Below are 23,239 nucleotides of genomic sequence, written 5' to 3' on the forward strand. Positions count from 1 at the left end.
CCGCATTTACTATCGCCCCTTCCGGATAGCTATGGGGCTTTGAGGATCATTGCACTCTCGCCCGGGTGCGATAGCCTCGTATGCGATTTCTGTTCGTCGGGCCGGGAGTTTGCCTTCAGCTTCCTTCAGATTCTGCCTTGCGGCAGACACCCTTGCTGTTCAGCTAACGGTTCCCGCTATCAGGGTCCGTAGGGGACTTTCACCCCCAAGTCATCCTGTGAGGCACCACCCTCAGGAATAGCGCCAGTCAAGGCGCTGCGCGCCATGCCTGGCGCACAACAAAAACGCCGCTGCATCAGCAGCGGCGCTTAAACGGCTAACGCAGGCGATTAAACGGTAAAAGCGGCTTCTTGCTGGCCCGTTTTCAGGTCGCCGGAGCGCACTAACTCATCGGTCACGCGGTCGATGGCACGTTTGGCACGGCCAATCATCTCGTCCACTTCACCACGATTGATGGTCAGCGGCGGCGCAAAACCTAGAATGTCACCTTGGGGCATGGCGCGGGCAATCAGGTTCTCTTCCAGCGCGGCAGCGGCGACACGCGGGCCCACTTTCAGCGCGGGGTCGAAGTGCAGGCGCTGTTTGGCATCCGGAGAGAATTCCAGCGCAGCCATCAGGCCAACACCGCGCACATCACCCAACAGCGGGTGGCCTTCAAACGTCGCTTTCAGCTGCTGCTGGAAGTAGTCGCCGGTTTCAGCCGCGTTGCCCACTAGGTTTTCGCGCTCGATGATATCCAGGTTGGCAAGGCCTGCGGCACAACCCAGGGCGTGGCCTGAGTAGGTCCAGCCGTGGCCGATAGGACCGAACTCGCCGGTACCCTGCTCAAGCACTTTCCATACTTTGTCACCAACAATTACGCCAGATAGCGGCTGGTAGGCGCTGGTCAGGCCTTTGGCGATAGTGATCAGGTCAGGCTTCATATTGTAGTGGTGGCTACCGAAGTCGGAGCCGGTACGGCCGAAGCCACATACCACTTCGTCGGCAATTAGCAGCACGTCGTACTTATCCAGTACCGGCTGAATCGCTTCCCAGTAGCCTTCCGGCGGCGGCACAATACCGCCAGTGCCAAGTACTGGCTCGCCGATAAAGGCAGCCACGGTGTCCGGCCCTTCCTCCAGAATCATGGCTTCCAACTTGTCCGCGCAGTAGGCAGAAAATTCGAGCTCGGTCATGCCATGCTGCTCGGCGGCACGCAGGTAGTAGTGCGGCGCTTCGGTATGGCGGATGGTATCGATGGGCAGGTCGAAGTGGTCGTGGAACGCCTTCAGGCCGGTCAGCGAGCCAGACGCGATGCCGGAGCCGTGGTAGCCGCGCATGCGCGAGATGACCTTTTTCTTCTGCGGGCGGCCCAGTACGTTGTTGTAGTAACGCACGATCTTGAGCTGGGTTTCGTTGGCATCAGAACCCGACATGCCGTAGTAGACCTTGGACATGTTGAGGCCTGCGATTTTCAGCACGCGCTCGGAAAGCTCGATTTGCGGCTCGTTGGAATGGCCTACGTAGGTGTGGTAGTAGGAGAGTTCCAGCGCCTGCTTATAAATCGCTTCTGCTACTTCGGTGCGGCCATAGCCGATGTTCACACAGTAAAGTCCCGCAAAACCGTCGATGAACTCGCGGCCATCTTTATCAACAATATGAATACCTTTACCACCGGTAATAACACGGCCCGGTGCGTCGCCGTGGGCGAAATCACGCAGGTGGGTGGAGGCGTGGAAGGTGACTTTACGGTCGCGTTCGATCAGATCCTGATGCAAGCTCATAACATTCTCTCTTTACAATAAACCTCCCCACTGTTGGGGAGGGTGTTTTATCTTTGGTGACTGACGTAATGTTGGGCACCTAGCGGTGCCTTCGCCCGGCGGAGCCGGCCTCCCACAGGGCCTATTCAAGCACCTCAGCGGGTGTTGTGGGAGGGCGCTTCAGCGCGCGATGCTGTGGTTCTTAAACCTAGCTGCCCGATACCGAACCCAGCGCGCCCAGGCAGTAGTACTTCGTTTCCAGATACTCATCGATACCTGTAGCGCCACCTTCACGGCCAAGGCCGGACTGTTTGACGCCGCCGAAGGGCACGGGCGGGCCGGTCATCTTCACGGAGTTGACGCTCACCATGCCGTACTCCAGTGCGCGCATCAGCTTCCAAATACGACGAATATCGTGGGTGTAGATGTACGCGGCCAGGCCGTATTCGGTGTCGTTGGCCATCTCGATCACTTCGTCGTCGCTACTATAAGCGGTAATGCCAGCCACGGGGGCAAAGTTCTCTTCCCGCCATACTTTCATTTGCGGTGTCACACCGGTCAGCAGCACTGGCATAAAGAAGTTGTCGCCCGGCGCTTGGCTTTGGTCGCCCGCCACCATCGTAGCGCCTTGGGAGATCGCGTCGTCCACAATCGCGGCTGCTTTTTCGACCGCCTGGCGATGAATGAGCGGGCCAAGATCAACTTCGCCGTGCAGGCCATTGCCCACGGTGAGGGCCGCCATACGCTCGGTGAACTGGGCCACGAACTCATCGTGAATCGATTCGTGTACTAAAATCCGGTTAGCAGCTAGGCAGTCTTGCCCAGCGGTTTGGAACTTGGCCGCTACCGCCGCATAGGCGGCCTCTTTCGGGTCCATATCTGGCCCGACGATAAACGGCGCGTTGCCACCCAGCTCCAGTGAAAGACGCTTCACGGTGTTAGCGCTTTGCTCAATGAGCAGGCGGCCAACGCGGGTGGAGCCGGTGAACGAGAGCGCACGAATACGCGGTTCGCTGCACAAAATCTTGGAGACTTCCGCAGGCTCGCCCAATACCACGTTGAAGATGCCTTCTGGGATGCCCGCTCGCTCGGCAAGTTCTGCCAGCGCCAGCGCCGAGAACGGCGTTTCGTTGGCAGGCTTCACAATCACCGGGCAGCCTGCGGCCAGCGCGGCAGCGGCTTTACGGGTGATCATCGCCAGCGGGAAGTTCCAAGGTGTGATCATCGCGGCAATGCCCACCGGCTCTTTAATGGTGCCGAGCGATGCATTGGGAATGTGGCTCGGGATGGTCTCGCCGTAGGTGCGCTTGCCCTCTTCCGCGAACCAACGCACGAAGCTTGCGCCATACTCTACTTCACCACGGGCATCGGGCAGCGGTTTGCCCTGCTCCAGGGTCATGATGGTCGCTAGGTCTTCGCGGTTGGCTTGAATGAGGTCGTACCAGGCCAGCAGGCGTTCGCAGCGCTCGTCGGCGCGCAGTGCCCGCCAGTGGACAAACGCCGCTTCGGCGGCATCCACAGCAGCGGTAATTTGCTCTGCTTCCAGCAGCGGAATATGGCCAATGGCTTCGTTGGTTGCCGGGTCGTACACGGCCTCTTCACGGCCACCTTCGCCATGGGTCCACTTGCCGTTCACGTAGGCGTACTGCCGGAACAGGCGCGGATCTTCCAGGCGTTTAGCAAGCGTGGTCGATAGTGTGGTCATGGGCACCTCCCCAGGTTGCAGCCAGTACGATGAGGCCAGCTAAAGGCGACACATCGTGCACATCAAAGGGGTTATCCATCGCGGCCCAAGGGACGCGCTGAATCGATGTGCCTAGCGTAAGGGAGAATCGCCACGAAGTGTTTTTGAAAGCGCCGGTGTTTTCCGGCACTTTTTTTGTGGCAAGACGTTTTATGATGGTTTTTTTTGGCCGCAAGGCAAAGCGGCTAAAGCGCAGCGCTGGGGTCGATGCCAATCGGCTGATGCTTGACGGTCTTCGTCACGATATACGTAAAGTAGCGCTCAATGCCCGCCTCCGATACCAGCCATTTATCCATCAAGCGCTGGTAGCTATCGATGGTGCGGGCTTCGAACTTCACCAGATAATCGACGCCACCGCCGACGGCCACGCACTCGGTCACTTCGGGAGTTTGCATCACCAAGGCTTCAAAACGGGCAAAGCTTTCGGCATTGTGCTGTTTGAGCTCGATCTGCACCCACACTGGGTTGCGCGGCACCAGCACGTCAGCATTGATGCGCGCGGTGTAGCCCTCGATCACTCCGGCCTTTTCCAGGCGCTTCACCCGTTCCCAGCAGGGGCTGACCGAGAGGTTGATCGCCTCGGCCAGCTTCGATTTGGTGATTCGCCCGTCCCGGGAGAGGATATCGAGGATTTTGAGATCAAAACGGTCCAGTTTCATCATGCCGGGGGCTACGCCTCCAGGCGTTCGACAACATCGGCGATCACCGCCAGGGTGTCCCCCATATTGATCAGCGAGGGCGCACGGCGGGCCATGAGAATGCCATCGCGCTCGGCCTTGTACGCCACTGGTGCGGTGCCGCTGCGGGTCATATCGTAGACATAAGCGATGGTTTGGCCCTTCTTCACTTCGTCGCCCAGTGCCACCAGCAGCTCTAATACGCCCGAATGCTGGCTCTGCACGTAGCAGCTAGCATCTGGCATATCGAGGTACATTTGCCCGCCTTCGGGCATTTCTAGACTGCCCTCTACTAAACCATAATGAATCAAGAAGTTGCGCACGCCACGTTCGGCAATGGCAATGCTTTGCGGCGTAGAGGTGCCGCCGCCGCCCAGTTCGGTCGCCACAAACACCTTGCCTTGGCGCTCGCAGGCGGTGTCGAAGAGTTTTTCGGCATCCAACTCAAACATCACCATGGCGTAAGGCGCGCCAAACGCTTTAGCCCCTTCCAGGGCGGCCTGCTGTTGCGCTTTGTCATCCAGCACGTGGGAAGCGCCAAACGGCAGAATATCCAGCGTGCGGCCGCCAGAGTGCAGGTCGAGTACCACATCGCTCATGGGCACCAGCACGCGGGTGAAGTAGTCGGCAATTTGCGAGGTCACCGTGCCGTTAGGGTCGCCAGGAAAGCTGCGGTTCAGGTTGCCTTTATCCATGGGTGAGGTGCGTTTGCCCGCCATCACCGCTGGGGTATTCATGCAGGGCACGATGATCACGCGTCCGGTCACGTCTTCCGCTTTCAGCGTCGAGGAGAGCTTCAACAGCGAAGTGATGCCCTCGTACTCATCGCCATGGTTGCCGCCGGTGAGCAGTGCCGTGGGGCCTTCGCCATTTTTTACTACCGTGACGGGGATCATCACCGCGCCCCAAGCCGACTCATCGGTGGAAATCGGCAGTTTTAAAAAGCCGTGCTGCACGCCATCGGCGTCGAAATCAACGGTGGCGGAAATGGGGCTTGGCCGCAGTTGGTTCGGTTGAAGCGTCATTGTGTTTCCCTTGTGTTATCACGCGGCTATTTGACGAACAGCTGGCGGGGGAAATTCGCCAGGGTTTCACAGCCATCTTCGGTTATTAGGATACTTTCGGTAATCTCCAGGCCCCAGTCATCAACCCATAGGCCGGGCATGAAGTGGAAGGTCATGCCGGGCTGCAGGATGGTTTCATCCGAGGGGCGCAAACTCATGGTGCGCTCGCCCCAGTCGGGTGGGTAAGAGATACCGATGGGGTAACCACAGCGGGCACCACCGCGGTCAAAGCCATATTTATCCATCGCCGCACCCAGCGCCATGGCGATATCGGCCGTGCGATTGCCGGGCTTGGCAACCGCTAGGCCATTCTCGATACCTTCCAGCAGCGCCGACTCCGCACGGATAAAATCAACCGGTGGCGTGCCGAGAAACACCGTGCGCGACATAGGCGCATGGTAACGCTTAAACACGCCCGCAATCTCGAAGAAGGTGCCTTCGCCGGTGCGAAATGGCGTATCGTCCCAGGTTAAGTGGGGTGCGGCTGCATCTTTACCGGTGGGCAACATGGGCACGATGGCGGGGTAATCACCGCCAAATACTTTGCCGTTTTCATCGACAAAGCCCTCAATGCCCACGCGATAAATCTCCGATACCAGCTTGCTCTTGGGCAGACCGGGCTCAATCACCTCAAGAATGCGCGAGTGCATCCCCTCGACGATTCTGGCCGCTACCCGCATATAAGCAATTTCTTGAGGCGACTTGATCGCCCGGCACCAGTTCACCAGCGAGTTGGCATCCATAAAGCGCGCATGGGGCAACTCTTTCAGCAGGCTTTGATACGCTTTAGCGGAGAAGTAGTAGTTATCCATCTCCATGCCCACCACACCGATATGCCAGCCACGGTCCGGCATAATCGACTGCGCCAGATACTCCATCGGGTGCATATCAGGGTTCTGGACGTAGTAATCCGGGTAGTAGGTAATATTATCGGGATGAATCCAGCAGGTGCGCAGTGCACCATTGGCATCCATCCGGCGGCCGAACCATACGGGTTCGCCTTCCAGCCCCACCAGCACGCACTGGTGGACATAAAATGACCAACCATCGTAGCCGGTTAGCCACGCCATGTTGGAGGGGTCGCTGACGATCAATACGTCAATACCACGACCGGCCATTTCAGCACGCACCTTCCACAGGCGGTTTGCATACTCTTCACGAGTGAAAGGCAGGGAAACCTCAGTCATCGGGCAACTCGCCATCAAAGATCACTAAGAACCAGCGCATGCCCTAAGGCTCACTGCGCTGGGCCACAGGATCGACCTGGCCACCGCCGCTGCTGGCCCGCCAATGTCGTCTTAAGGCGATACTAGCACCCCCCCTTGGCTGCCGGTCAAAGCCTTTATTACAAAAATTTCATATGCTGTTAACGTTAGCTTTATCTACACGTTGACAGCGTTCTCCATAATGCCCTCAGGTTGCGGTATTAAGCTCCTCTCGCCCATGATAGTCAGCATGCATTATTAACTGAGTACAAGGAGATAACATGAAAGTCGTAGTGCATATTGACGACGCGGCCCAGTGGCAGGCCGCTATTGCAGAGGCGCTTCCAGAGGCCACCGTGCTTACCAGTGATGCCCCCGCCAGCGAACGAGCCAACGCCGACTACCTAGCCGTGTGGAAAGCGCCCGCTCACCTCCTGCAAGAACAAACGCAGCTAAAAGGCATTATTAACCTAGGGGCTGGGGTCGATTATTTGCTGAAGACGCCTGGGCTCCCCAAGGATGTCCCTATTGTGAAACTACGCGATGCAGGCATGAGCGAATTGATGGCCGACTATGTGCTTTACGGCGTGCTGAACTTCTACCGCAGCATGGACCGCTACGCCGCTCAGCAGCCAAATGCCCAGTGGCAGCCCCATGCGGTGCCGGATAAAGCGAACTGGCCGGTGGGTGTATTAGGGCTAGGCGCTATCGGCAGCTATGTGGCTAGCGCGCTTCAACAGGCTGGGTTCCCGGTGCTTGGCTGGAGCCGTACCCCCAAACAGATCAGCGGCGTGCGCTGCCTGCATGGCGAGGACGGTTTAAACGAGCTACTGAACCAAGCGCAAAGCGTAGTGACCATTCTCCCCGATACAGCGGCTACCCAGCACATTCTTAACGCCGAGCGGCTGGCACAACTGCCGAAAGGTGCCAGCATCATTAACCCAGGCCGTGGTAGCTTGATTGATGAGCAAGCACTGCTGGACGCACTTGGCCATGACGGCCAGCCAGGGCACCTGCGCGGAGCACTGCTGGATGTTTTCCATGAAGAGCCGCTACCGGCAAACAACCCGCTCTGGCAGCACCCTAAGGTCATCGTCACTCCGCATATGGCGGCCCCCACACCGCTTAACGATGCCATTGATCAAGTGATTTCGTACCTGCACGCCTTTGAGGCGGGTGAAACCCTGGCTACCGTTAACCCCGACATGGGCTACTGACGTTTAACGCCACGCTCGTTATACTCGCCCACGGAACCAAGCGCTCGCTAAAGGCTCTTAGGAAGACACACTGTAGGGAGGAGGAGCCTTTGCAACACACATTCGCTCGTAACACACGGCACGGCCTATTGGGCGCTACATTGACTGCCGCGCTGATGACGAACAGCGCCGTCGCGCTTGCCGATGACAGCGCTTCCTTGGCCTCTCCTCAGCCATTCGAGGCGCAGTACCGGCTTGAAATTCGCGGCTGGCCGAGCGCCAACATTACCCATACGCTCACGCATGAAGGCTCGCATTGGCTGAGCGACATGAGTTTCTCCATTGCCGTCGCCCGAGGTAACGAGCGCAGTCGTTTCTACATCGATGATGGCGACACACACTCTTTGCTTTATAACAGCAGCTACTCTCTCTTCGGCGTCGGCGACAGCTATCAGCTCAACCAAGACGACATTCCCTCCATCGATCGTCAAGCCGCCCTGTTCGACCTCTCCCGCCGGGCTGGCACCGAAGGCTGCACCGAGAGCAACCCCTGCGATATCGACTTCGTGGATCACCGTGGGCGCGACGAACACTTCCAGTACTTCGTGAACGAGCCCACTACAGCCCGTGTGCCTGCCGGTGAGTTCGACGCTAAGCAGGTCACGCTGATTGATGCCGAAAAGCCTGACCGGCATTTGCTGATCAACTTCCATCCTGACTGGCCGGGGCTCATCCTCTCAGCCACCTATGAAAAAGAGGGGCGCCGACAAACGACACTCACCATGACCCACTTCAACCCCGCCGGGGGTAACGCGCCCTAAATGCTCTCTGGCCTATTGATCGTTTTACTGCCGCTGTTTTTGGGCTACTTGGTACGTGTCCGTTCGACCCGCTTGCTGAATCTGATTAACCGAGCCGTCAGCGGCTCGGTGTACCTGATTCTGCTGTTTATGGGTGTGAGCCTCGCCGGGCTTGAGAATTTAGGCAGCCAGCTCTCTCGTCTGGGTGGCAATGCCCTACTGCTGTTTACCATCACCACGCTGTTTAACTTAGCCGCACTGTGGTGGCTTTCTCGGCGAGTGCGGCTCAGCGCGAGCGGCTCTCCGGTAGTGAAAGATGCCCCCACCAGCAAACTCGCCGCCATGCAGGGCTCGTTAATGCTGGTGGGCGTGGTCGCAGCGGGTGTCACTGCGGGGCTGCTGCTTGGGCCAATGGTTGGCGAGACGCTGTTCACCACCGCCGACTGGCTAGCCGAGTGGGTGCTGTACCTGCTGCTGGTGTTGATTGGCTGCCAGTTACGCAACTCCGGTATGCCGCTGAAGCAAATTTTGCTCAACCGCTTGGGGCTTGCCATTGCCGTCACGCTGGCGTTGAGTTCGCTACTGGCGGGGCTGGCCGCCGCCCCGCTGCTCTCACTGAGCTGGAACGAGGGCCTCGCCATGGCCTCGGGCTTCGGCTGGTACTCGCTGTCCGCCATCCTGATTGGCGACCAGCTCGGCCCGCTGATGGGTGGTGTGGCGTTCTTCAACGACCTCACCCGCGAGCTGCTGGCGTTCATCCTGATCCCGCTGGTCATTCACCGCCACACCGCGCTGGCGATTGGCTACGGCGGGGCGACCTCCATGGATTTCACTCTTCCTGTTATCCAGCAGCACGGCGGCGTGGCCTGTGTGCCCATTGCCGTGGTTAGCGGCTTTATCCTCTCGCTGCTGTCGCCTCCGCTGATTCTGTTCTTTCTTTCGCTTTCGGGTTAGCACGCACGGGCGCTCCTTGGTTAGGATACGCAGCAAACGCATACCCTCTTTTATGACCAAGGACGCCCACCCGCCATGCTCAACGGAATCTGGTTAAGCTTCTTTATTGCCGCCTTTGCGGCATCGCTCTGGCAGTGGCTGGTGGGTGGCGATAGCGAAGTGTTTGCCCGCTTGGTGCAGTCGCTGTTCGATATGGCGAAGGTGAGCGTCGATATTATCTTGGTGCTGCTGGGCACCATGACGCTGTGGCTGGGGTTTCTTTCCATTGCCGAAAAGGCAGGGTTGATACGACTACTGGGGCGGGTACTCGACCCGCTTTTTAGCCGCCTGATGCCCGAAGTGCCCCGTGGCCACCCGGCCATGGGGCTGATTAGCATGAACTTCGCGGCGAACATTCTCGGCCTGGATAACGCCGCCACGCCGATCGGTATCAAAGCGATGCATTCGCTGCAAAGCCTTAATCCCAGCAGTGAGACTGCCAGCAACGCTCAAATCCTGTTTTTAGTGCTTAATACCTCGTCGCTCACCCTGCTGCCCGTCACTATTTTTATGTACCGCGCCCAGCAGGGAGCCACCGACCCCACGCTGGTATTTTTACCTATCTTGCTCGCGACTAGCGCTTCTAGCCTGGCTGGGCTTTTGGCAGTAGCGGTGATGCAGCGTTTAAAGCTCTGGCACCCGGTCGTGTTGGCCTATTTAGTGGCAGCTGCGTTAGCGTTAGGGCTATTGATCACTACTTTAGCGGGGATGTCCGCTCAGGCGCTGGCGGCGGCCTCAACGCTGGTGGGCAATCTGACCCTGTTTAGCATTGTGATGATGTTTCTGGTGGTTGGCGCGCTTCGCGGAGTGAAGGTGTACGACGCCTTTATCGAAGGGGCTAAAGAGGGCCTGAGCTTTACCATCACCCTGCTGCCCTACCTAATTGCCATGCTGGTCGCGGTGGGTGTGCTGCGCGCCAGCGGCGTGCTGGATGCCGGGCTTGGCGGGATCCGCTGGCTGGTTGAGGGCATCGGCTGGGACACCCGCTTTGTGGATGCGCTACCCACCGCCTTTGTGAAACCGCTCTCCGGTAGCGGCTCCCGTGCCATGATGATCGAAACCATGAACACCTTTGGTGTCGATAGCTTCCCTGGGCTACTGGCAGCCACCTTCCAAGGCAGCACCGAAACCACGTTTTACGTGCTGGCGGTTTACTTCGGTGCCGTAGGCATCACCCGCATTCGCCATGGGTTGGGATGCGCCCTGGTCGCCGATATAGCAGGCATCACCACCGCCATTCTGGTGTGCTACTGGTTCTTTGGCTGAATTGCGCGAAGAGTGTTGTACCAAGCCAGGCCTGCCATGAAATTTGGCGCAGCGGTGCAGTTGGTTGCACTCACTGCGCCAATTGCTGCACCAAAGTGCATCACATAAAAACGGTGCGGGCCTTTTAAGGCAACGCACCGTTAGGGGACTTACAAAATTCACTAACTGTTCTTTTAAGACTAAACAAAACTCCTCATCAGTATTGGCGCCTAAGAGGAAGTTCTGGCTTCGGGCAAGTCGTTCTTAGCCCATCAATATGCTCGTGCAATCCTGCGGGAATCGTCTGCCACATTGGATCGAGGATGAAATCGATACCTTCGCGTCTCGCAATTTTTGCAGCAGGTACAAAATCAGCGTCACCAGCCATAAGCACAATTTGATCAACTTGCCCTTTTAACGTCAAAGAAGTGACATCAACTCCTATACGCATATCGACCCCCTTTTGCCGAACATCAACGCGCACATCATTCTCAGTCAAATCATCAAGCGATATTTTATGCTTTAGCAATGCTTTGATTTTTTCAGGTTTAAGTGTCCACTGAGCATCATCCGAAAGATGGCCCAGACGGACTGCTAATTTGCGTTTCCCCAACAAGGCTTGGTGCAGCTCTTTACGAAAAAGCGCCTCTGGCGTTTTGGAAAAGTCGATGGCTTTCCCTGAAATAGGGTTATGCATCTTTTTCGATAGGGGCGGGCAGTCGTAGAAAAAAATTCTGTACAAATCACGCCGTTGATTCGTTTGACTGTTTCCATGGCGGCTCTTCTCATGCAAGTGACTTACCGCCCACCGAAACAAACAATCAGCTGCTCTTTTTCCATCATACGCATTGGAGGGCTCTATGCGCCTGAAACGCTTAATAAAATAGCCACCATCAATCAATATTGCTGTAGGCATGGCTTTTTTCCTTCTTCAAACAAAAAACGCCCTAGGGGTCGGCTTATCCCGAGATATGTGGGAAAGCTTACTGCCTAAGGCGTGGATAATTTCTAGCTTACGGAGTACTTAATGCCTCGTCAACCCCAATCGCCTCTACAGGTTACATGCGCGCAATACCCGCTTTTGCCGCTCGCGCTGCGTGAAGCTTCTTGTAGCTTTCGATCAGGCGCTGGTGGCGATCCAAGCCCTCTAACTGCATATTGGTGGGCGTGAGGCCGTGGAAGCGCACGCTGCCGTCTACTGAACCCACGACCGCCTCCATAGTCGCTTCACCGAACATGCGCTTGAAGTTGGGCAGGTAGTCGTCCAGCGCCAATTCGTCGTCCAGCTCAATCTCCAGTACCGCGTTCACCGCCTGGTAGAACAGGCCGCGCTCAACGGTGTTGTCATTGTACTGGAGGAACATCTGCACGCAGTCAAGCGCCTCTTCATGGCGGCCAAGTGCCAGGTAAACCAGCAGTTTCAGCTCCAGAATGGTCAGCTGGCCCCACACGGTGTTCTCGTCGAACTCGATACCAATCAGCGTGATGATATCGGTGTGGTCGTCCATCTGGCTCTCTTCCAGCCGCTCGACCAGATCAGTGAGCTGGTCGTTATCCAGGCGGTGCAGATTGAGAATGTCCTCGCGGTAATCCAGCGCCTTGTTGGTGTTATCCCAAATCAGATCTTCAATGGGGTACACCTCGGAGTAGCCTGGCACCAGAATCCGGCACACCGGCGCGCCCAGGTCTTCGTGGACCGCCATGTACACTTCCGCGCCCAGCTGTTCAAAAATGCCAAACAGCGTATTGGCCTCTTCTTCGTTGCTGCCGGAGAAGTCCCATTCACTGAATTCAAAATCAGGCTTGGCACTAAAGAAACGCCACGACACCACGCCGAAAGAGTCGATAAAGTGTTCTACGAAGTTGTTCGGCTCGGAGACGGTTTGCGAGTTAAATGTCGGCAGCGGCAGGTCGTTAAAGCCTTCAAAGCTGCGCCCTTGAAGCAGCTCGGTCAGGCTGCGCTCCAGCGCCACTTCAAAGCTTGGGTGGGCACCAAAGGAGGCAAACACACCGCCGGTGCGCGGGTTCATTAGCGTCACGCACATGACCGGGAATTGCCCACCCATGGAGGCATCCTTCACCAGCACCGGGAAGCCCTGAGCTTCCAGGGCGTTAATGCCCTCGACAATGCTCGGGTACTTGGCCAGTACTTCTTGCGGCACGTCGGGCAGCGTCAATTCCTGTTCGAGGATCTCCCGCTTCACCGCCCGCTCGAAAATTTCTGAAAGGCACTGCACCTGGGCTTCCACCAGGGTGTTGCCCGCGCTCATGCCGTTGCTGAGGAACAGGTTTTCAATCAGATTGGAGGGGAAGTAGACCGTTTCGCCATCGCTTTGGCGCACAAAGGGCAGCGAAACGATGCCGCGATCTTCGCGGCCCGAGTTGGTATCGATCAGGTTCGATCCACCCAGCTCGCCTTCCGGGTTGTAAATCGCCAGGCAGTGCTCGTCGAGAATGCCTTCCGGCAGCTCGTCATTCGGCCCTGGTTTAAACCACTTCTCGTTAGGGTAGTGCACGAATTCGCTGTTCGCGATCTCTTCACCCAAGAACTGATCGTTGTAGAAGAAGTTGCAGCTCAAACGCTCGATGAACTCGCCCAGCGCCGAACAGAGCGCGCTCTCTTTGGTCGCGCCTTTGCCGTTGGTAAAGCACATGGGCGAAGCCGCATCGCGGATATGCAGCGACCACACGTGGGGCACGATATTGCGCCAGGAGGCAATCTCAATCTTCATGCCGAGGTCGGCCAAAATACCGCTCATGTTGGCAATGGTCTGCTCCAGCGGCAGGTCTTTACCGGGGATAAAGGTGCTGCCCCCTTCCGGCGCGCCCATCAGCAGCGCCTGGGCGTCCTCATCGATGTTCTCGACCACTTCGATCTGGAACTCGGGGCCGGTCTGAACGACCTTCTTCACTGTACAGCGGTCGATGGAGCGCAGGATGCCTTCGCGATCCTTTTCCGAGATATCTTCCGGCAGCTCGACCTGGATTTTGAAGATCTGCTTGTAGCGGTTTTCCGGGTCAACGATGTTGTTTTGCGACAGGCGAATGTTCTCGGTGGGAATATTGCGCGCGTTGCAGTACACCTTGACGAAGTAGGCGGCACACATGGCCGACGACGCCAGGAAGTAGTCAAACGGGCCAGGGGCCGAGCCGTCGCCCTTGTAGCGAATCGGCTGGTCGGAGATGACCGTAAAATCGTCGAACTTGGACTCCAGGCGGAGGTTGTCGAGATAGTTAACTTTGATTTCCATAAGCGGGCGTCCAGAGTAATGAGTGTGCCTGAGCGCCAACGCATCAGGCGAATGGCGGCCATTATCCAGTTTTTTGCCCGCTTCGTCTTGGGCAGTCGCGTGAATCGCTTATTGCGGCTCCAGCAAGAACGGCAGCGACTCCTCTAGCAGCAGGTCAGGAATCTCTTCGGCGATATAGCGCCCGCAAGGCAGCGCTCGTACTCCGCCAGCGCTTCTGGGGCGAACGGTGCCATGCCCGCGCTGCGGGCACCCATCCGATAGGCAATATCGACGCCGTTAACGCGGCGTGTCTGTTTTTCAAACCCTTCAAACATAACGAGCTCCTCGCGGATAGATGATGCTCTTCATTCGACGACTTCTTGTAACCGTTCGATCAGAAAGTCTTTCAGCGCGACCACTGCGGGCGTGAGCGACAGCCGATGCGGGCAGACGAGATACAGCGGCGCGGGCTCGGTAGGAAACGCAGCCAACAGCGCCACCAAGCGGCCTGCCTCGAGGTCTGTCTGAACATCGAGGCGAGATTTATAGGCAATGCCCTCTCCCGCCAGCGCCCAGCGGCGCACGCACTCGGCATCGTCGCTCACTCGATTGCCCTGCACGCTGATACGCTCACTGCCGAACTGCCACTGGTTGTGCACCCGCTCGCCCAGGTTGAAGCAGAGGCAGTTGTGCTGGCGTAATTCATCTGGAGTGGCAGGCTCGCCGTGGCGCGCGATATAGCTTGGTGCTGCGCACACCGCCCGGTGGTTATCGCTTTTTAGCGGCAGGGCTATCAGGCTGGAATCCTCCGGCACGCCGTAGCGCAGGGCAATCTCCACCGGCTGGCGAAACAGGTCGCTCACCCGGTCACTCACCCGAAGCCGCAGGCGCAGCTGCGGATGCCGCGCCATAAAGCGATCCAGCCAGCCCAGCAGCACGTTGCGGCCCAGATCAGACGGCATGGAGAGGCTGAGCTCTCCCGCTATCTCCTGGCGCTCGCGGTGCAGTTCTTTTTCCCCTTCGGCAAGGGCACTCAGCGCCGTTTTCGCATGCACCAAATAGTGCGCCCCGGCGGGCGTTAGCCGCAAGCTGCGGGTAGAGCGCACCAGCAGCCGCGTGCCTAGCGCGTCTTCAAGCCGTTTGATCGCAACGCTAGCCACCGCTGGGGTAATCGCCAGCTCCCGCGCGGCAGCGGAAAGGCTGCCGTGCTCGGCGGCGTAGACAAGCACGTTTAGGTCATCGGTACGCATGGGTCGATGGCGCCCTTATTTTCAAAGAAAATGAGAAACTGTTAGCTACATTAGCCCTCTTTTTCATAAAACGACACCCAGGCATGATGACGCCATTCATCATCCTTTAGAGAGCCACTATGAAAGCATTTGCGTTTACCAAAAGCCTGCCGATCGACCACCCAGACGCCCTGCACGCCGTCGAGCTACCGCTGCCCACACCCGAGCCCCACGATATTCGCGTCGCGGTGAGCGCGGTTTCCGTTAACCCGGTGGATGCCAAGGTGCGCAAGAGCGCGCTGCCCGAAGGCGGCGAGCCTCGCGTGCTGGGTTACGACGCGGTGGGCGTGGTCGATGCCGTGGGCAGTGCGGTCACTCGCTTTCAGCCGGGTGACCGGGTGTGGTACGCAGGCAGCATCGCACGCCAAGGCTCCAACGCTGAGTACCAGTTGGTCGATGAGCGTATCGTCAGCCTGGCGCCGAAAAGTCTGTCTGACGTCCAGGCAGCGGCTCTCCCTCTCACCGCCATTACCGCCTGGGAGCTACTGTTTGACCGCCTGGAACTGGGCCTGCGCGACACCAAAGGCAAAACATTATTAGTGGTAGGTGCTGCCGGTGGCGTTGGCTCGATTCTGATTCAGCTGGCCAAGCAGCTCACCGATATCACCGTGATTGGGACGGCCTCACGCCCGGAAAGCCAAGCCTGGGTCACGTCGCTCGGCGCCGATGCGGTGATCGACCACCGCCAACCGCTGGATGAAGCGCTCAAAGCCGCAGGCTACGAGCAGGTGGATATGGTCATCAGCCTGAACCAAACCGATCACCACTTCGAGGCGATCATCAATGCCTTGAAGCCCCAGGGTAAACTGGCGCTGATCGATGACCCGGAGCTGATCGACGTGCGCAAACTCAAGCTCAAGAGCCTGTCACTGCACTGGGAGCTGATGTTCACGCGGCCGCTGTTTACCACCGAGGACATTGCCAAGCAGCACGACCTATTGAGCGAAGTCGCCGCCATGGTGGATAGCGGCCGTTTAACCACGACGCTGGGCGAAGTGCTTGGCCCTATCAATGCCGATAACCTAACGCGCGCTCACGCGCTGATCGAGAGCAATCGTACTGTGGGTAAGCTGGTGTTAGAGGGCTTCTAACCACGTGCACCGCTTATTTTAAGCAGGTGTGAGGGGCGAGCCGTTGCACTCTTGGGCGCAAGGCGGCACATTAGCCGCCACCGCCCAAGAGTCACGCCTATGCACGATGAATTTGTGGCCAATTTGCGCCTGCTGTGCAGCTACTACCCCTCTATTGCCGACGTGTGCCTTCGCCTGCCCATCAACCGGGCGCAGTTCAACCGCCACCTCAGCGGACGCTACTACCCCAGCCATGCCGCGCTCCAGCGTATTTGCCACTTTTTTGGCGTCACGCCGGACGACATTGCCCTGCCCCACCACGATTTTCGGGCGCTGGTACAAACCGGCCAGCTCAATGCCGACACCGCGAGCACCTCTCTGCTCGCCGCCGTGAACAACGACGTGTCTAGCGGTGATTACCACTTCCGCGCTCGCCATTGATGTATCGCCTGCTAGCGTGGCACCAGCACTTGATCGAACAAAATGGCTTCGAAGTGTTCCATAGGGGCCAGAGATTTGAGTGTTTTGGCCCGCAGAATCGCCCCTTCCCATCCGGAGAGAATAAAGCTGGCCAGCGCCTCAGGCGGGATGGCGGCATTGATCGTGCCGTCGGCTTGGGCTTGGCTCAAGCAGGCCACAAAGCGTTTTTCCCAACGCTGAAATACCAAATTCAGGGCGTCACGGAAGGTATCACTCTGGCCGGAAAGCTCCTGACCGAGATTACCGATCAAGCAGCCGGTGGTGTGATCGCAGTCGAGCATATGGGCGCGCCCGGTGGCAAAGTAGCGGCGCAAACGCTCCAGGGGCGGCAGGGCGGGGTCTTCCAGCAGCGCCGCTAACGACGCATCGTAATCGTCGGCGAAGCGCTCGATGACCGCCAAGCCGAAGTCTTCTTTGCTGGAAAAGTAGTGGTAGAACGAGCCTTTGGGGACACCGCAGGTTTTTAATACAGCATTGATACCCGTCGCATTATAGCCCTGCTGGGCAATCAGCTCGGCACCAGAATCAATGAGTTTGTCGCGGGTGGCGGTGTTTTTCATAACGTCATACAGATCAGGGAGTCTATGGCTTTTCACATGAATGATGGCAGCTATTACTTGCTGCGTCAGCGTTTGGTGCAAAAAAGCCCCGTCACGTCGGGTTGCACACTTTTTGCACAAAGCTTACCTAATCGCTGCGTGGCAATCGGTGATGCTAGCATGATACGCACTCTTTTCTGGAATTTTTGCTCTCAGCCAACGGATAACACCCGTCCATGCCCCCCTCTCGCTCTTACGCTTTTTCTCAGCAAGGTCGCATCGGCTTCGGTGCACTGGCAGCGCTATTGGTGTTTGCCGGTGGTTTAGCTCTCGCTTGGTGGATCGTTAGCCAGCCGCCACGGGTCGAGCGCCGCCCGCCGCCTCCGCCAACGCCGCCCGTGGTCGATGTCATCACCACGGAACAGCAGGTGCAGTCACCCACGCTGAACGGCTTTGGCCGCGTTGAGGCAGAAAAATCCACCGAGCTTGCCAGCCGCGTAGCGGGCCAGCTAGAGCGCTTTGGCGATGGCGTGCTGCCTGGGCGAGTCGTGGAGCAAGGGGAGCCTGTGGCCCACATCGACCAAGCCGACCTGCGCTTAACGCTAGAAGACGCCGACGCCCAGTTGGCGAATGCCCAGGCGCAGCTCGCCTTAGAGCAGGCCGAGCAGCAGCGCGCGCGCAGCGAGTACGAATCCTTTGGCCGCCAGCTCAGCGCCGAACGCCGCGCGCTGGTGCTGCGTGAACCACAGCTCCGTCAGGCCCAGGCTCAACTGACCCAAGCCCGCGTGGTGCGTGACCAAGCGGCGCTCAACCTAGAGCGTGCGACCTTAACCGCCCCGTGGCGCGCCATGGTGCAAGAGCGTTTGGTGGGCGCTGGCAGCCTGCTGAGCCAAGGCACCGCCGTGGTGAGTTTGGTCGGCGTCGAGCAGTTCTGGGTGCGCGCCTCGCTGCCGGGCGAAACGCTGGATTGGCTCTCGCCGGGGGGGAGCGTCACGCTGACCAGCCAAGGCTGGCCAGAAGGTGCCTCTCGGGAAGGCACCTTGCTCTCTATTCTGCCCAACCTCGAAGAGAACGGCCTGCAGGCCCAGCTGTTGATTGCCGTGGATGATCCGCTGGCGCTCAACCAGGACGGCCCCGCCCTGCGCTTGGGAGATGTGCTGCGCGTGGCGTTTCATACCACCGCCGAAGAGCCCTTGATTGCGCTGCCCTCAGCCGCACTACGCCCCGGCGAGCAGGTGTGGTGGGTGGATGACGAGAATCGCCTGCAGAGTACCCAGGTCACACTCGCCTATCGCGGCCAGGAAGAAGTGCTGATACGCAGCGGCCTGGAGCCCGGTCAGCGGGTAGTGACAGCCGGGCTGGCCCAACCCCGAGAGGGCCAGGAAGTGCGGATTCGCCAGCGTGGCGATACCCCCGCTCAGGATGAGGGAGCGGCTCAATGATGCGTAAAGGCCCGCTGGCGTGGATGGTCGATCACGGCGTCGCCCCCAACCTGATGATGGTACTGTTTATCGTCGGCGGGTTAATGGCCTCACTGGCGATCAAAAAAGAGGTGTTTCCCGAATTCGAGACGGAAATCGTCCAGGTCACCATCAGCTATCCGGGCGCTACGCCAGAGGACGTCGAGCAGAGTTTGCTGCTGCCGGTCGAGGCCGCGATTGCCGATGTGGAAGGCATCGATGAACTGACCGCCAGCGCCAGCGAAGGCAGCGGGGTGGTCAGCGCCACGCTGATTGATGGCGTGGACGTGATGCGGGCGTATCAGGATATTCAGCAATCCGTGAACGCCATCACCACCCTGCCCGCCGCCGCCGACCCGCCCCGCTTCACCCTGGCAGGCCGCTCGCGCAGCGTGGTCAGCCTTCAGGTGTATGGCAACGTGGGCTTGGCCGCGCTCCACGATGCGGCCGAGAACGTACGCGCCGAGCTGCAGGCCACCAGCGGTATTTCCCGCGCCGAGCTTTCCGGCAACCGCGAACGGGAAATCCAGGTTCATTTGGATGACGAGGCCATCGAGCGCTACGGGTTGGATCATCAGCAGTTGGCGAGCCGCATCGCCGAGGAAGCGCTGGACCTTGCCAGCGGCCAGCTCACAACCGACGCGGGTGAGTGGCTGATTCGCTACCAGGGGCGGCGCAACAGCGCCGAGGAGTTTGCCGAACTGCCCATCTTAACCACCGCCCAGGGTGCGCCCGTTATGCTCGGCGATATCGCCAGAGTGAGCGAAGGCTTTGCCGAAACCGACCGGGAGGAGTTTTACAACGGTCAGCCAGGGCTATCGGTAGATGTGTATCAAATCGGCGACCAAACGCCCACGAGTATTTCTAATGCGGTTTACGGTGAGTTAGAGCGGCTGCAAGCCAACCTGCCCGATGGCGTCAGCCTGGACGTTTCACGGGATAGCTCGGAAGTTTACGAAGACCGCCTCAGCCTGCTGCTGAAAAACGCCTGGATGGGGCTAGCGCTGGTACTGATTTTGATGGCGCTGTTTTTAGAGGCGCGGCTGGCCTTTTGGGTCACGCTAGGCATTCCCACGGCGTTTTTAGGGGCCATGCTGTTTCTACCCTGGGTCGGCGTGTCGCTCAATATGATGTCGATGTTCGCCTTTATCATCGCCCTCGGCATCGTGGTGGATGACGCCATCATGGTGGGCGAAAACATCTACAGTTACCGAGAGCAGGGCTACTCGCTGCGAGATGCGGCGGTTAAAGGCGCTCAAGAAATTGCCACTCCGCTGACCTTTGCCATCCTCTCCAATATCGTCGCGTTTCTACCGCTCTTGTTCCTGCCGGGATTTCTGGGGCTGATTTTTGCCACCGTGCCGGTGGTGGTGATTACCGTGTTTATTATCTCGCTAGTGGAAGCGCTGTTTATTCTGCCCGCCCACTTGGCCCACGCCAGCAAGCCCCGCCAAACGCCCGCGTGGCAGCGGCCCATCGAAGCGGTGCGACTCAGTATGCAGCGCGGTTTGCATCACTTCACCTATCAACAGTTTGAGCCTCTGTTACAGCGCGCGCTCAATCAGCGCCTGCTCACGGTCTCTATTGGCGTCGCCATTCTCTGCGTGACCATGGCCTGGGCGATGAGCGGGCGGTTAGGTTTTTCTCTGATGCCTCGGGTCGAGTCTGATCAGGTGCAAGCCACCGTCACCTTGCCGATTGGCAGCCATATCAGTGTAAGTCGCGAGCTAAGCCAACAGCTCCTCGATGCCGCCGCACAGCTCAGCGAGCAGGAAGAGACGCTCACCTTCAACAGCACCCGCAGTAGCCTAGATGGCGAAAGCCTGGAAGTGCGTTTGGATATCGCGCCGGAAAGCCTGGATGCCTGGCCTCCTTCTCGCATTGCCCAGGAGTGGCGGGATCTCACTGGGGATCTGTTAGGCGCGCAGTCAGTGCGCTTTGAATCTGACTTTGGCGGCCCCGGTAGCGGGGCGGCGCTGAGCCTGCGACTCTCCCACCCCAATACCCAAGTACTAGAAGACGCCGCCGCAGGTTTGGCAGAACGGTTGGCAGAGTATGGCTTAACCGATATCGACAGCGGCCTGGGCGATGGCAAGCCACAGCTAGAGATGCGTCTCTCCGCCGAAGGTCGTTCACTCGGGCTAACCGGCAGCGACCTCGCCCAGGCGCTGCGCGGCCCGCTGCAAGGAGCCACGGCGGTGGAGCAGTTTATCGGCCGCCAGGAGGTGAGCGTGGAAGTGCGCTTGCCAGAGCAGTCGCGCAACAGCCTTAGCGAGCTGTACCGCCTGCCGGTCAGAACCCCCGACGGGATGAGCGTGCCGCTCTCTAGAGTCGCGGATATCACTCTGAGCCAAGCCTCTAGCAGCCTGCAGCGTATCGATGGGCGGCGGATTATCACCGTCACTGCCGATTCAGAGGGCGACCAAGCGATTAACCAAGTGCTCGCCACCCTTCAAGAAGAGGTCTTCCCCACGCTCAGCAACACCTGGCCAGGGCTTGAAGTTAGCATGGGCGGCCGCCAACAGGATACCGCCGACAACCTCGCCACCCTGCGTAACGCCATGTGGCTGATGTTAGCCGCCCTCTATGCGCTGCTCGCTATTCCGTTCAGAAGCTACCTACAGCCGCTGTTGGTGATGGCCGCAATTCCGTTTGGTATCGTCGGTGCCGTGGGCGGGCATATGCTGATGGGCTTTGGGCTGTCGATCATCAGCCTATTAGGTATGCTAGCGCTCTCCGGCGTGGTGATTAACGATGCGTTGGTGTTGATCGACTACGCTAACCGTAAGCGACGGGAAGGCATGGCGCCTCGCGAAGCGATTGTGGCCGCCGCCACCCGACGCTTGCGGCCGATTATGATGACCACGCTGACCACATTCCTGGGGCTTGCGCCGATGATTCTGGAAACCTCACGCCAGGCACGCTTTATGATCCCCATGGCGATTTCGCTAGGCTTTGGCATGCTCTTCGCCACCCTGATTCTGCTGCTGGTAGTGCCCTGCCTCTATTTAGGGCTGGAAAACCTACGTGAACGGTTAAGCGCCCCGCGCCAGCCTAGCCAGCAGGGCATAAACTAATGGGTAGATGGACCCGACTGCGTCAGTGGCGGCCCTCACGGCTGGGGCTAAAGCTGTTTGTGGCAATTTTAAGCGTTAACGTGGCCATCGCGGCGAGCGTGTTCCTGGCGGTCTCTTACAGCATCGACCGCGGCTTTCTTGAGTATCTCAATCAAGCCCAGGAGCGGCGGGCCACGCTGCTTGCCGATGGGCTGATTACCCGCTGGGAAACCCAGGGCGACTGGGCGTGGTTAGAAGCGTCGCCAGAGCGCTGGCCCTACATCGTCCGGTTCGAGTTGGGCCAAGAGCATCGTGATCGCCCCTCTCCCTTGGGCGAGGCACAAGACTTCGCACTGCGCGATAGCGACGGAGAGTATGTGATACCGCCGACGGATACCCCGCGCGGCTCAATGGGCTGGCGCTGGCTGACGCTGTATAGCGATATGACCCCAGGCGGCCAGCGAGAAGTGATTGGCGCACTGGGTTTTCGCCCGCCGCAGGAGATGATGGAGCGCATGGAGAGCCGCTTTCTGGAGCGCCAGCAGCGTAACCTAGTGCTAATCGTGATCTCGCTGGGGCTTGCCTCGCTGCTGCTGGCAGGCGGGCTCTCCTGGTGGCTGGGTCGGCGCACCCGCGCCCTGGCCGGGGCTACGCTGCGCTTAACCGAAGGCGACTACCACACCCGCCTGCCAGAGCGTGGTAAAGACGAGCTTTCCCGCCTTGCCCGAGATTTCAACGTGCTGGCCGCCACGCTTGAAGCCAGCCGTGAAGCTCGCGCCCGCTGGGTCTCGGACACCGCCCATGAGCTGCGCACCCCGCTGGCTGTGTTGCGGGGTGAAATTGAAGCCATGCAGGACGGCATCCGCCCGCTGAACCAGGAAAACTTAAGTTCGCTGGCTCAGGAAGTGGCTCAGCTAGAGCGCTTAGTAGCCGATTTACGCCTGCTCTCCCAAAGCGATGCGGGCGCGCTGGATATCCAGCTTGCCCCCATGAATCTCAGCGAAAGCCTGGAAAGCCGCCTGAACGACGCCGACCGCTGGCTGGAAGAGAGCGGCCTGACCCTCACCACGGCCCTGGCCGATGATGTGATGATTCGTGGCGATGCCCAACGGCTGCGCCAGCTGTGGAGCAACCTGCTGGATAATAGCTGTGCCTACACCCAGCCGCCTGGAAAGCTAAGTGTTTCCCTTATCTGCGAACGGGGCGACGCGGTGATTACCTGGCAAGATAGTGCCCCCGGCGTTCCTGAAGAGGAGCTGTCACGTTTAACCGAGCGGCTCTACCGGGTGGAGGGTTCGCGCAACCGCGCCAGCGGTGGCAGCGGCCTGGGGCTTTCTATTGCCAGCGCGTTAGTGACGGCACATGGCGGCACGCTCACACCCAGCGCCTCGGCGCTGGGTGGCTTAACCTGGACCCTACGGTTGCCACTGTTAACCGCCTCTTAAACGA

At 58.9% G+C, this 23,239-nt stretch carries 19 protein-coding genes; 9 read left to right on the plus strand and 10 right to left on the minus strand.

Annotation, left to right across the window (positions count from 1 at the left end):
* Nucleotides 1–329: 329 nt before the first annotated feature.
* From NH344_RS09745 to doeA, 5 genes are all read right to left on the minus strand, one after another.
* On the minus strand, nt 330–1,763 hold the full coding sequence (locus NH344_RS09745; RefSeq protein ID WP_253027849.1) for an aspartate aminotransferase family protein: 1,434 nt from the start codon (nt 1,761–1,763) through the stop codon (nt 330–332).
* 187 nt (nt 1,764–1,950) lie between these two features.
* Nucleotides 1,951–3,447 (minus strand): NAD-dependent succinate-semialdehyde dehydrogenase, encoded by a 1,497-nt coding sequence (locus NH344_RS09750; RefSeq protein WP_054645001.1) that lies wholly within the window; start codon nt 3,445–3,447, stop codon nt 1,951–1,953.
* Nucleotides 3,448–3,671: 224 nt separating this feature from the next.
* Nucleotides 3,672–4,148 (minus strand): Lrp/AsnC family transcriptional regulator, encoded by a 477-nt coding sequence (locus tag NH344_RS09755; RefSeq protein WP_253027850.1) that lies wholly within the window; start codon nt 4,146–4,148, stop codon nt 3,672–3,674.
* A gap of 8 nt (nt 4,149–4,156) precedes the next feature.
* Complete coding sequence (doeB, locus tag NH344_RS09760) at nt 4,157–5,188, minus strand: N(2)-acetyl-L-2,4-diaminobutanoate deacetylase DoeB (RefSeq protein ID WP_253027851.1); 1,032 nt, start codon at nt 5,186–5,188, stop codon at nt 4,157–4,159.
* 26 nt (nt 5,189–5,214) lie between these two features.
* Entirely contained in the window at nt 5,215–6,414 is a 1,200-nt protein-coding gene (doeA, locus tag NH344_RS09765) for an ectoine hydrolase DoeA (RefSeq protein ID WP_044628651.1), read from the minus strand.
* A 299-nt stretch (nt 6,415–6,713) separates the two neighbouring features.
* Between doeA and NH344_RS09770 the strand changes: the two genes are divergently transcribed.
* From NH344_RS09770 to NH344_RS09785, 4 genes are all read left to right on the plus strand, one after another.
* A complete protein-coding gene (locus tag NH344_RS09770) occupies nt 6,714–7,649 on the plus strand; it encodes a glyoxylate/hydroxypyruvate reductase A (RefSeq protein WP_062374044.1) in 936 nt (311 codons plus the stop codon).
* A 155-nt stretch (nt 7,650–7,804) separates the two neighbouring features.
* Nucleotides 7,805–8,449 carry a hypothetical protein gene (locus tag NH344_RS09775; RefSeq protein ID WP_089675805.1) on the plus strand — a complete coding sequence of 215 codons (645 nt, stop codon included), beginning with the start codon at nt 7,805–7,807 and terminating at the stop codon, nt 8,447–8,449.
* The gene (locus NH344_RS09780; protein WP_253027852.1) at nt 8,450–9,382 is read left to right on the plus strand and encodes a lysine exporter LysO family protein; all 933 of its coding nucleotides are present in this window, start codon (nt 8,450–8,452) and stop codon (nt 9,380–9,382) included.
* A 75-nt stretch (nt 9,383–9,457) separates the two neighbouring features.
* Entirely contained in the window at nt 9,458–10,687 is a 1,230-nt protein-coding gene (locus NH344_RS09785) for a spore maturation protein (RefSeq protein ID WP_044628655.1), read from the plus strand.
* A 196-nt stretch (nt 10,688–10,883) separates the two neighbouring features.
* Here NH344_RS09785 and NH344_RS09790 read toward each other — a convergent pair whose 3' ends face one another.
* The 4 genes from NH344_RS09790 to NH344_RS09805 all read right to left on the minus strand — a co-directional run bounded on the left by NH344_RS09790 (nt 10,884) and on the right by NH344_RS09805 (nt 15,146).
* Nucleotides 10,884–11,582 carry an NYN domain-containing protein gene (locus NH344_RS09790; protein WP_044628656.1) on the minus strand — a complete coding sequence of 233 codons (699 nt, stop codon included), beginning with the start codon at nt 11,580–11,582 and terminating at the stop codon, nt 10,884–10,886.
* Nucleotides 11,583–11,724: 142 nt separating this feature from the next.
* Nucleotides 11,725–13,917, minus strand: a complete 2,193-nt coding sequence (locus tag NH344_RS09795) for an OsmC domain/YcaO domain-containing protein (protein ID WP_253027853.1) — start codon at nt 13,915–13,917, stop codon at nt 11,725–11,727.
* 143 nt (nt 13,918–14,060) lie between these two features.
* The gene (locus NH344_RS09800) at nt 14,061–14,231 is read right to left on the minus strand and encodes a hypothetical protein (RefSeq protein ID WP_230834264.1); all 171 of its coding nucleotides are present in this window, start codon (nt 14,229–14,231) and stop codon (nt 14,061–14,063) included.
* 30 nt (nt 14,232–14,261) lie between these two features.
* Nucleotides 14,262–15,146 carry a LysR family transcriptional regulator gene (locus NH344_RS09805; RefSeq protein WP_230834265.1) on the minus strand — a complete coding sequence of 295 codons (885 nt, stop codon included), beginning with the start codon at nt 15,144–15,146 and terminating at the stop codon, nt 14,262–14,264.
* Nucleotides 15,147–15,265: 119 nt separating this feature from the next.
* Between NH344_RS09805 and NH344_RS09810 the strand changes: the two genes are divergently transcribed.
* Entirely contained in the window at nt 15,266–16,276 is a 1,011-nt protein-coding gene (locus NH344_RS09810; RefSeq protein ID WP_253027854.1) for a zinc-binding alcohol dehydrogenase family protein, read from the plus strand.
* Nucleotides 16,277–16,375: 99 nt separating this feature from the next.
* A complete protein-coding gene (locus NH344_RS09815) occupies nt 16,376–16,696 on the plus strand; it encodes a helix-turn-helix transcriptional regulator (protein WP_044628661.1) in 321 nt (106 codons plus the stop codon).
* Nucleotides 16,697–16,707: 11 nt separating this feature from the next.
* On the opposite strand, the gene NH344_RS09820 is transcribed toward NH344_RS09815, so the two are convergent.
* The gene (locus tag NH344_RS09820; RefSeq protein ID WP_044628662.1) at nt 16,708–17,295 is read right to left on the minus strand and encodes a TetR/AcrR family transcriptional regulator; all 588 of its coding nucleotides are present in this window, start codon (nt 17,293–17,295) and stop codon (nt 16,708–16,710) included.
* A gap of 215 nt (nt 17,296–17,510) precedes the next feature.
* Between NH344_RS09820 and NH344_RS09825 the strand changes: the two genes are divergently transcribed.
* Genes NH344_RS09825 through NH344_RS09835 form a run of 3 tightly spaced genes read left to right on the plus strand, consistent with a single transcriptional unit; the run spans nt 17,511 to nt 23,235 of the window.
* Entirely contained in the window at nt 17,511–18,716 is a 1,206-nt protein-coding gene (locus NH344_RS09825; RefSeq protein ID WP_253027855.1) for an efflux RND transporter periplasmic adaptor subunit, read from the plus strand.
* A complete protein-coding gene (locus tag NH344_RS09830; protein WP_062374068.1) occupies nt 18,713–21,811 on the plus strand; it encodes an efflux RND transporter permease subunit in 3,099 nt (1,032 codons plus the stop codon). The genes NH344_RS09825 and NH344_RS09830 overlap by 4 nt, the downstream gene beginning before the upstream one ends.
* Nucleotides 21,811–23,235, plus strand: a complete 1,425-nt coding sequence (locus NH344_RS09835; RefSeq protein WP_044628666.1) for an ATP-binding protein — start codon at nt 21,811–21,813, stop codon at nt 23,233–23,235. The genes NH344_RS09830 and NH344_RS09835 overlap by 1 nt, the downstream gene beginning before the upstream one ends.
* Nucleotides 23,236–23,239 lie beyond the last annotated feature (4 nt).

Origin of the sequence: Halomonas sp. Ps84H-12, from assembly GCF_024124725.1 — a bacterium.
GTDB classification, from domain to species: Bacteria; Pseudomonadota; Gammaproteobacteria; order Pseudomonadales; family Halomonadaceae; genus Vreelandella; species Vreelandella aquamarina.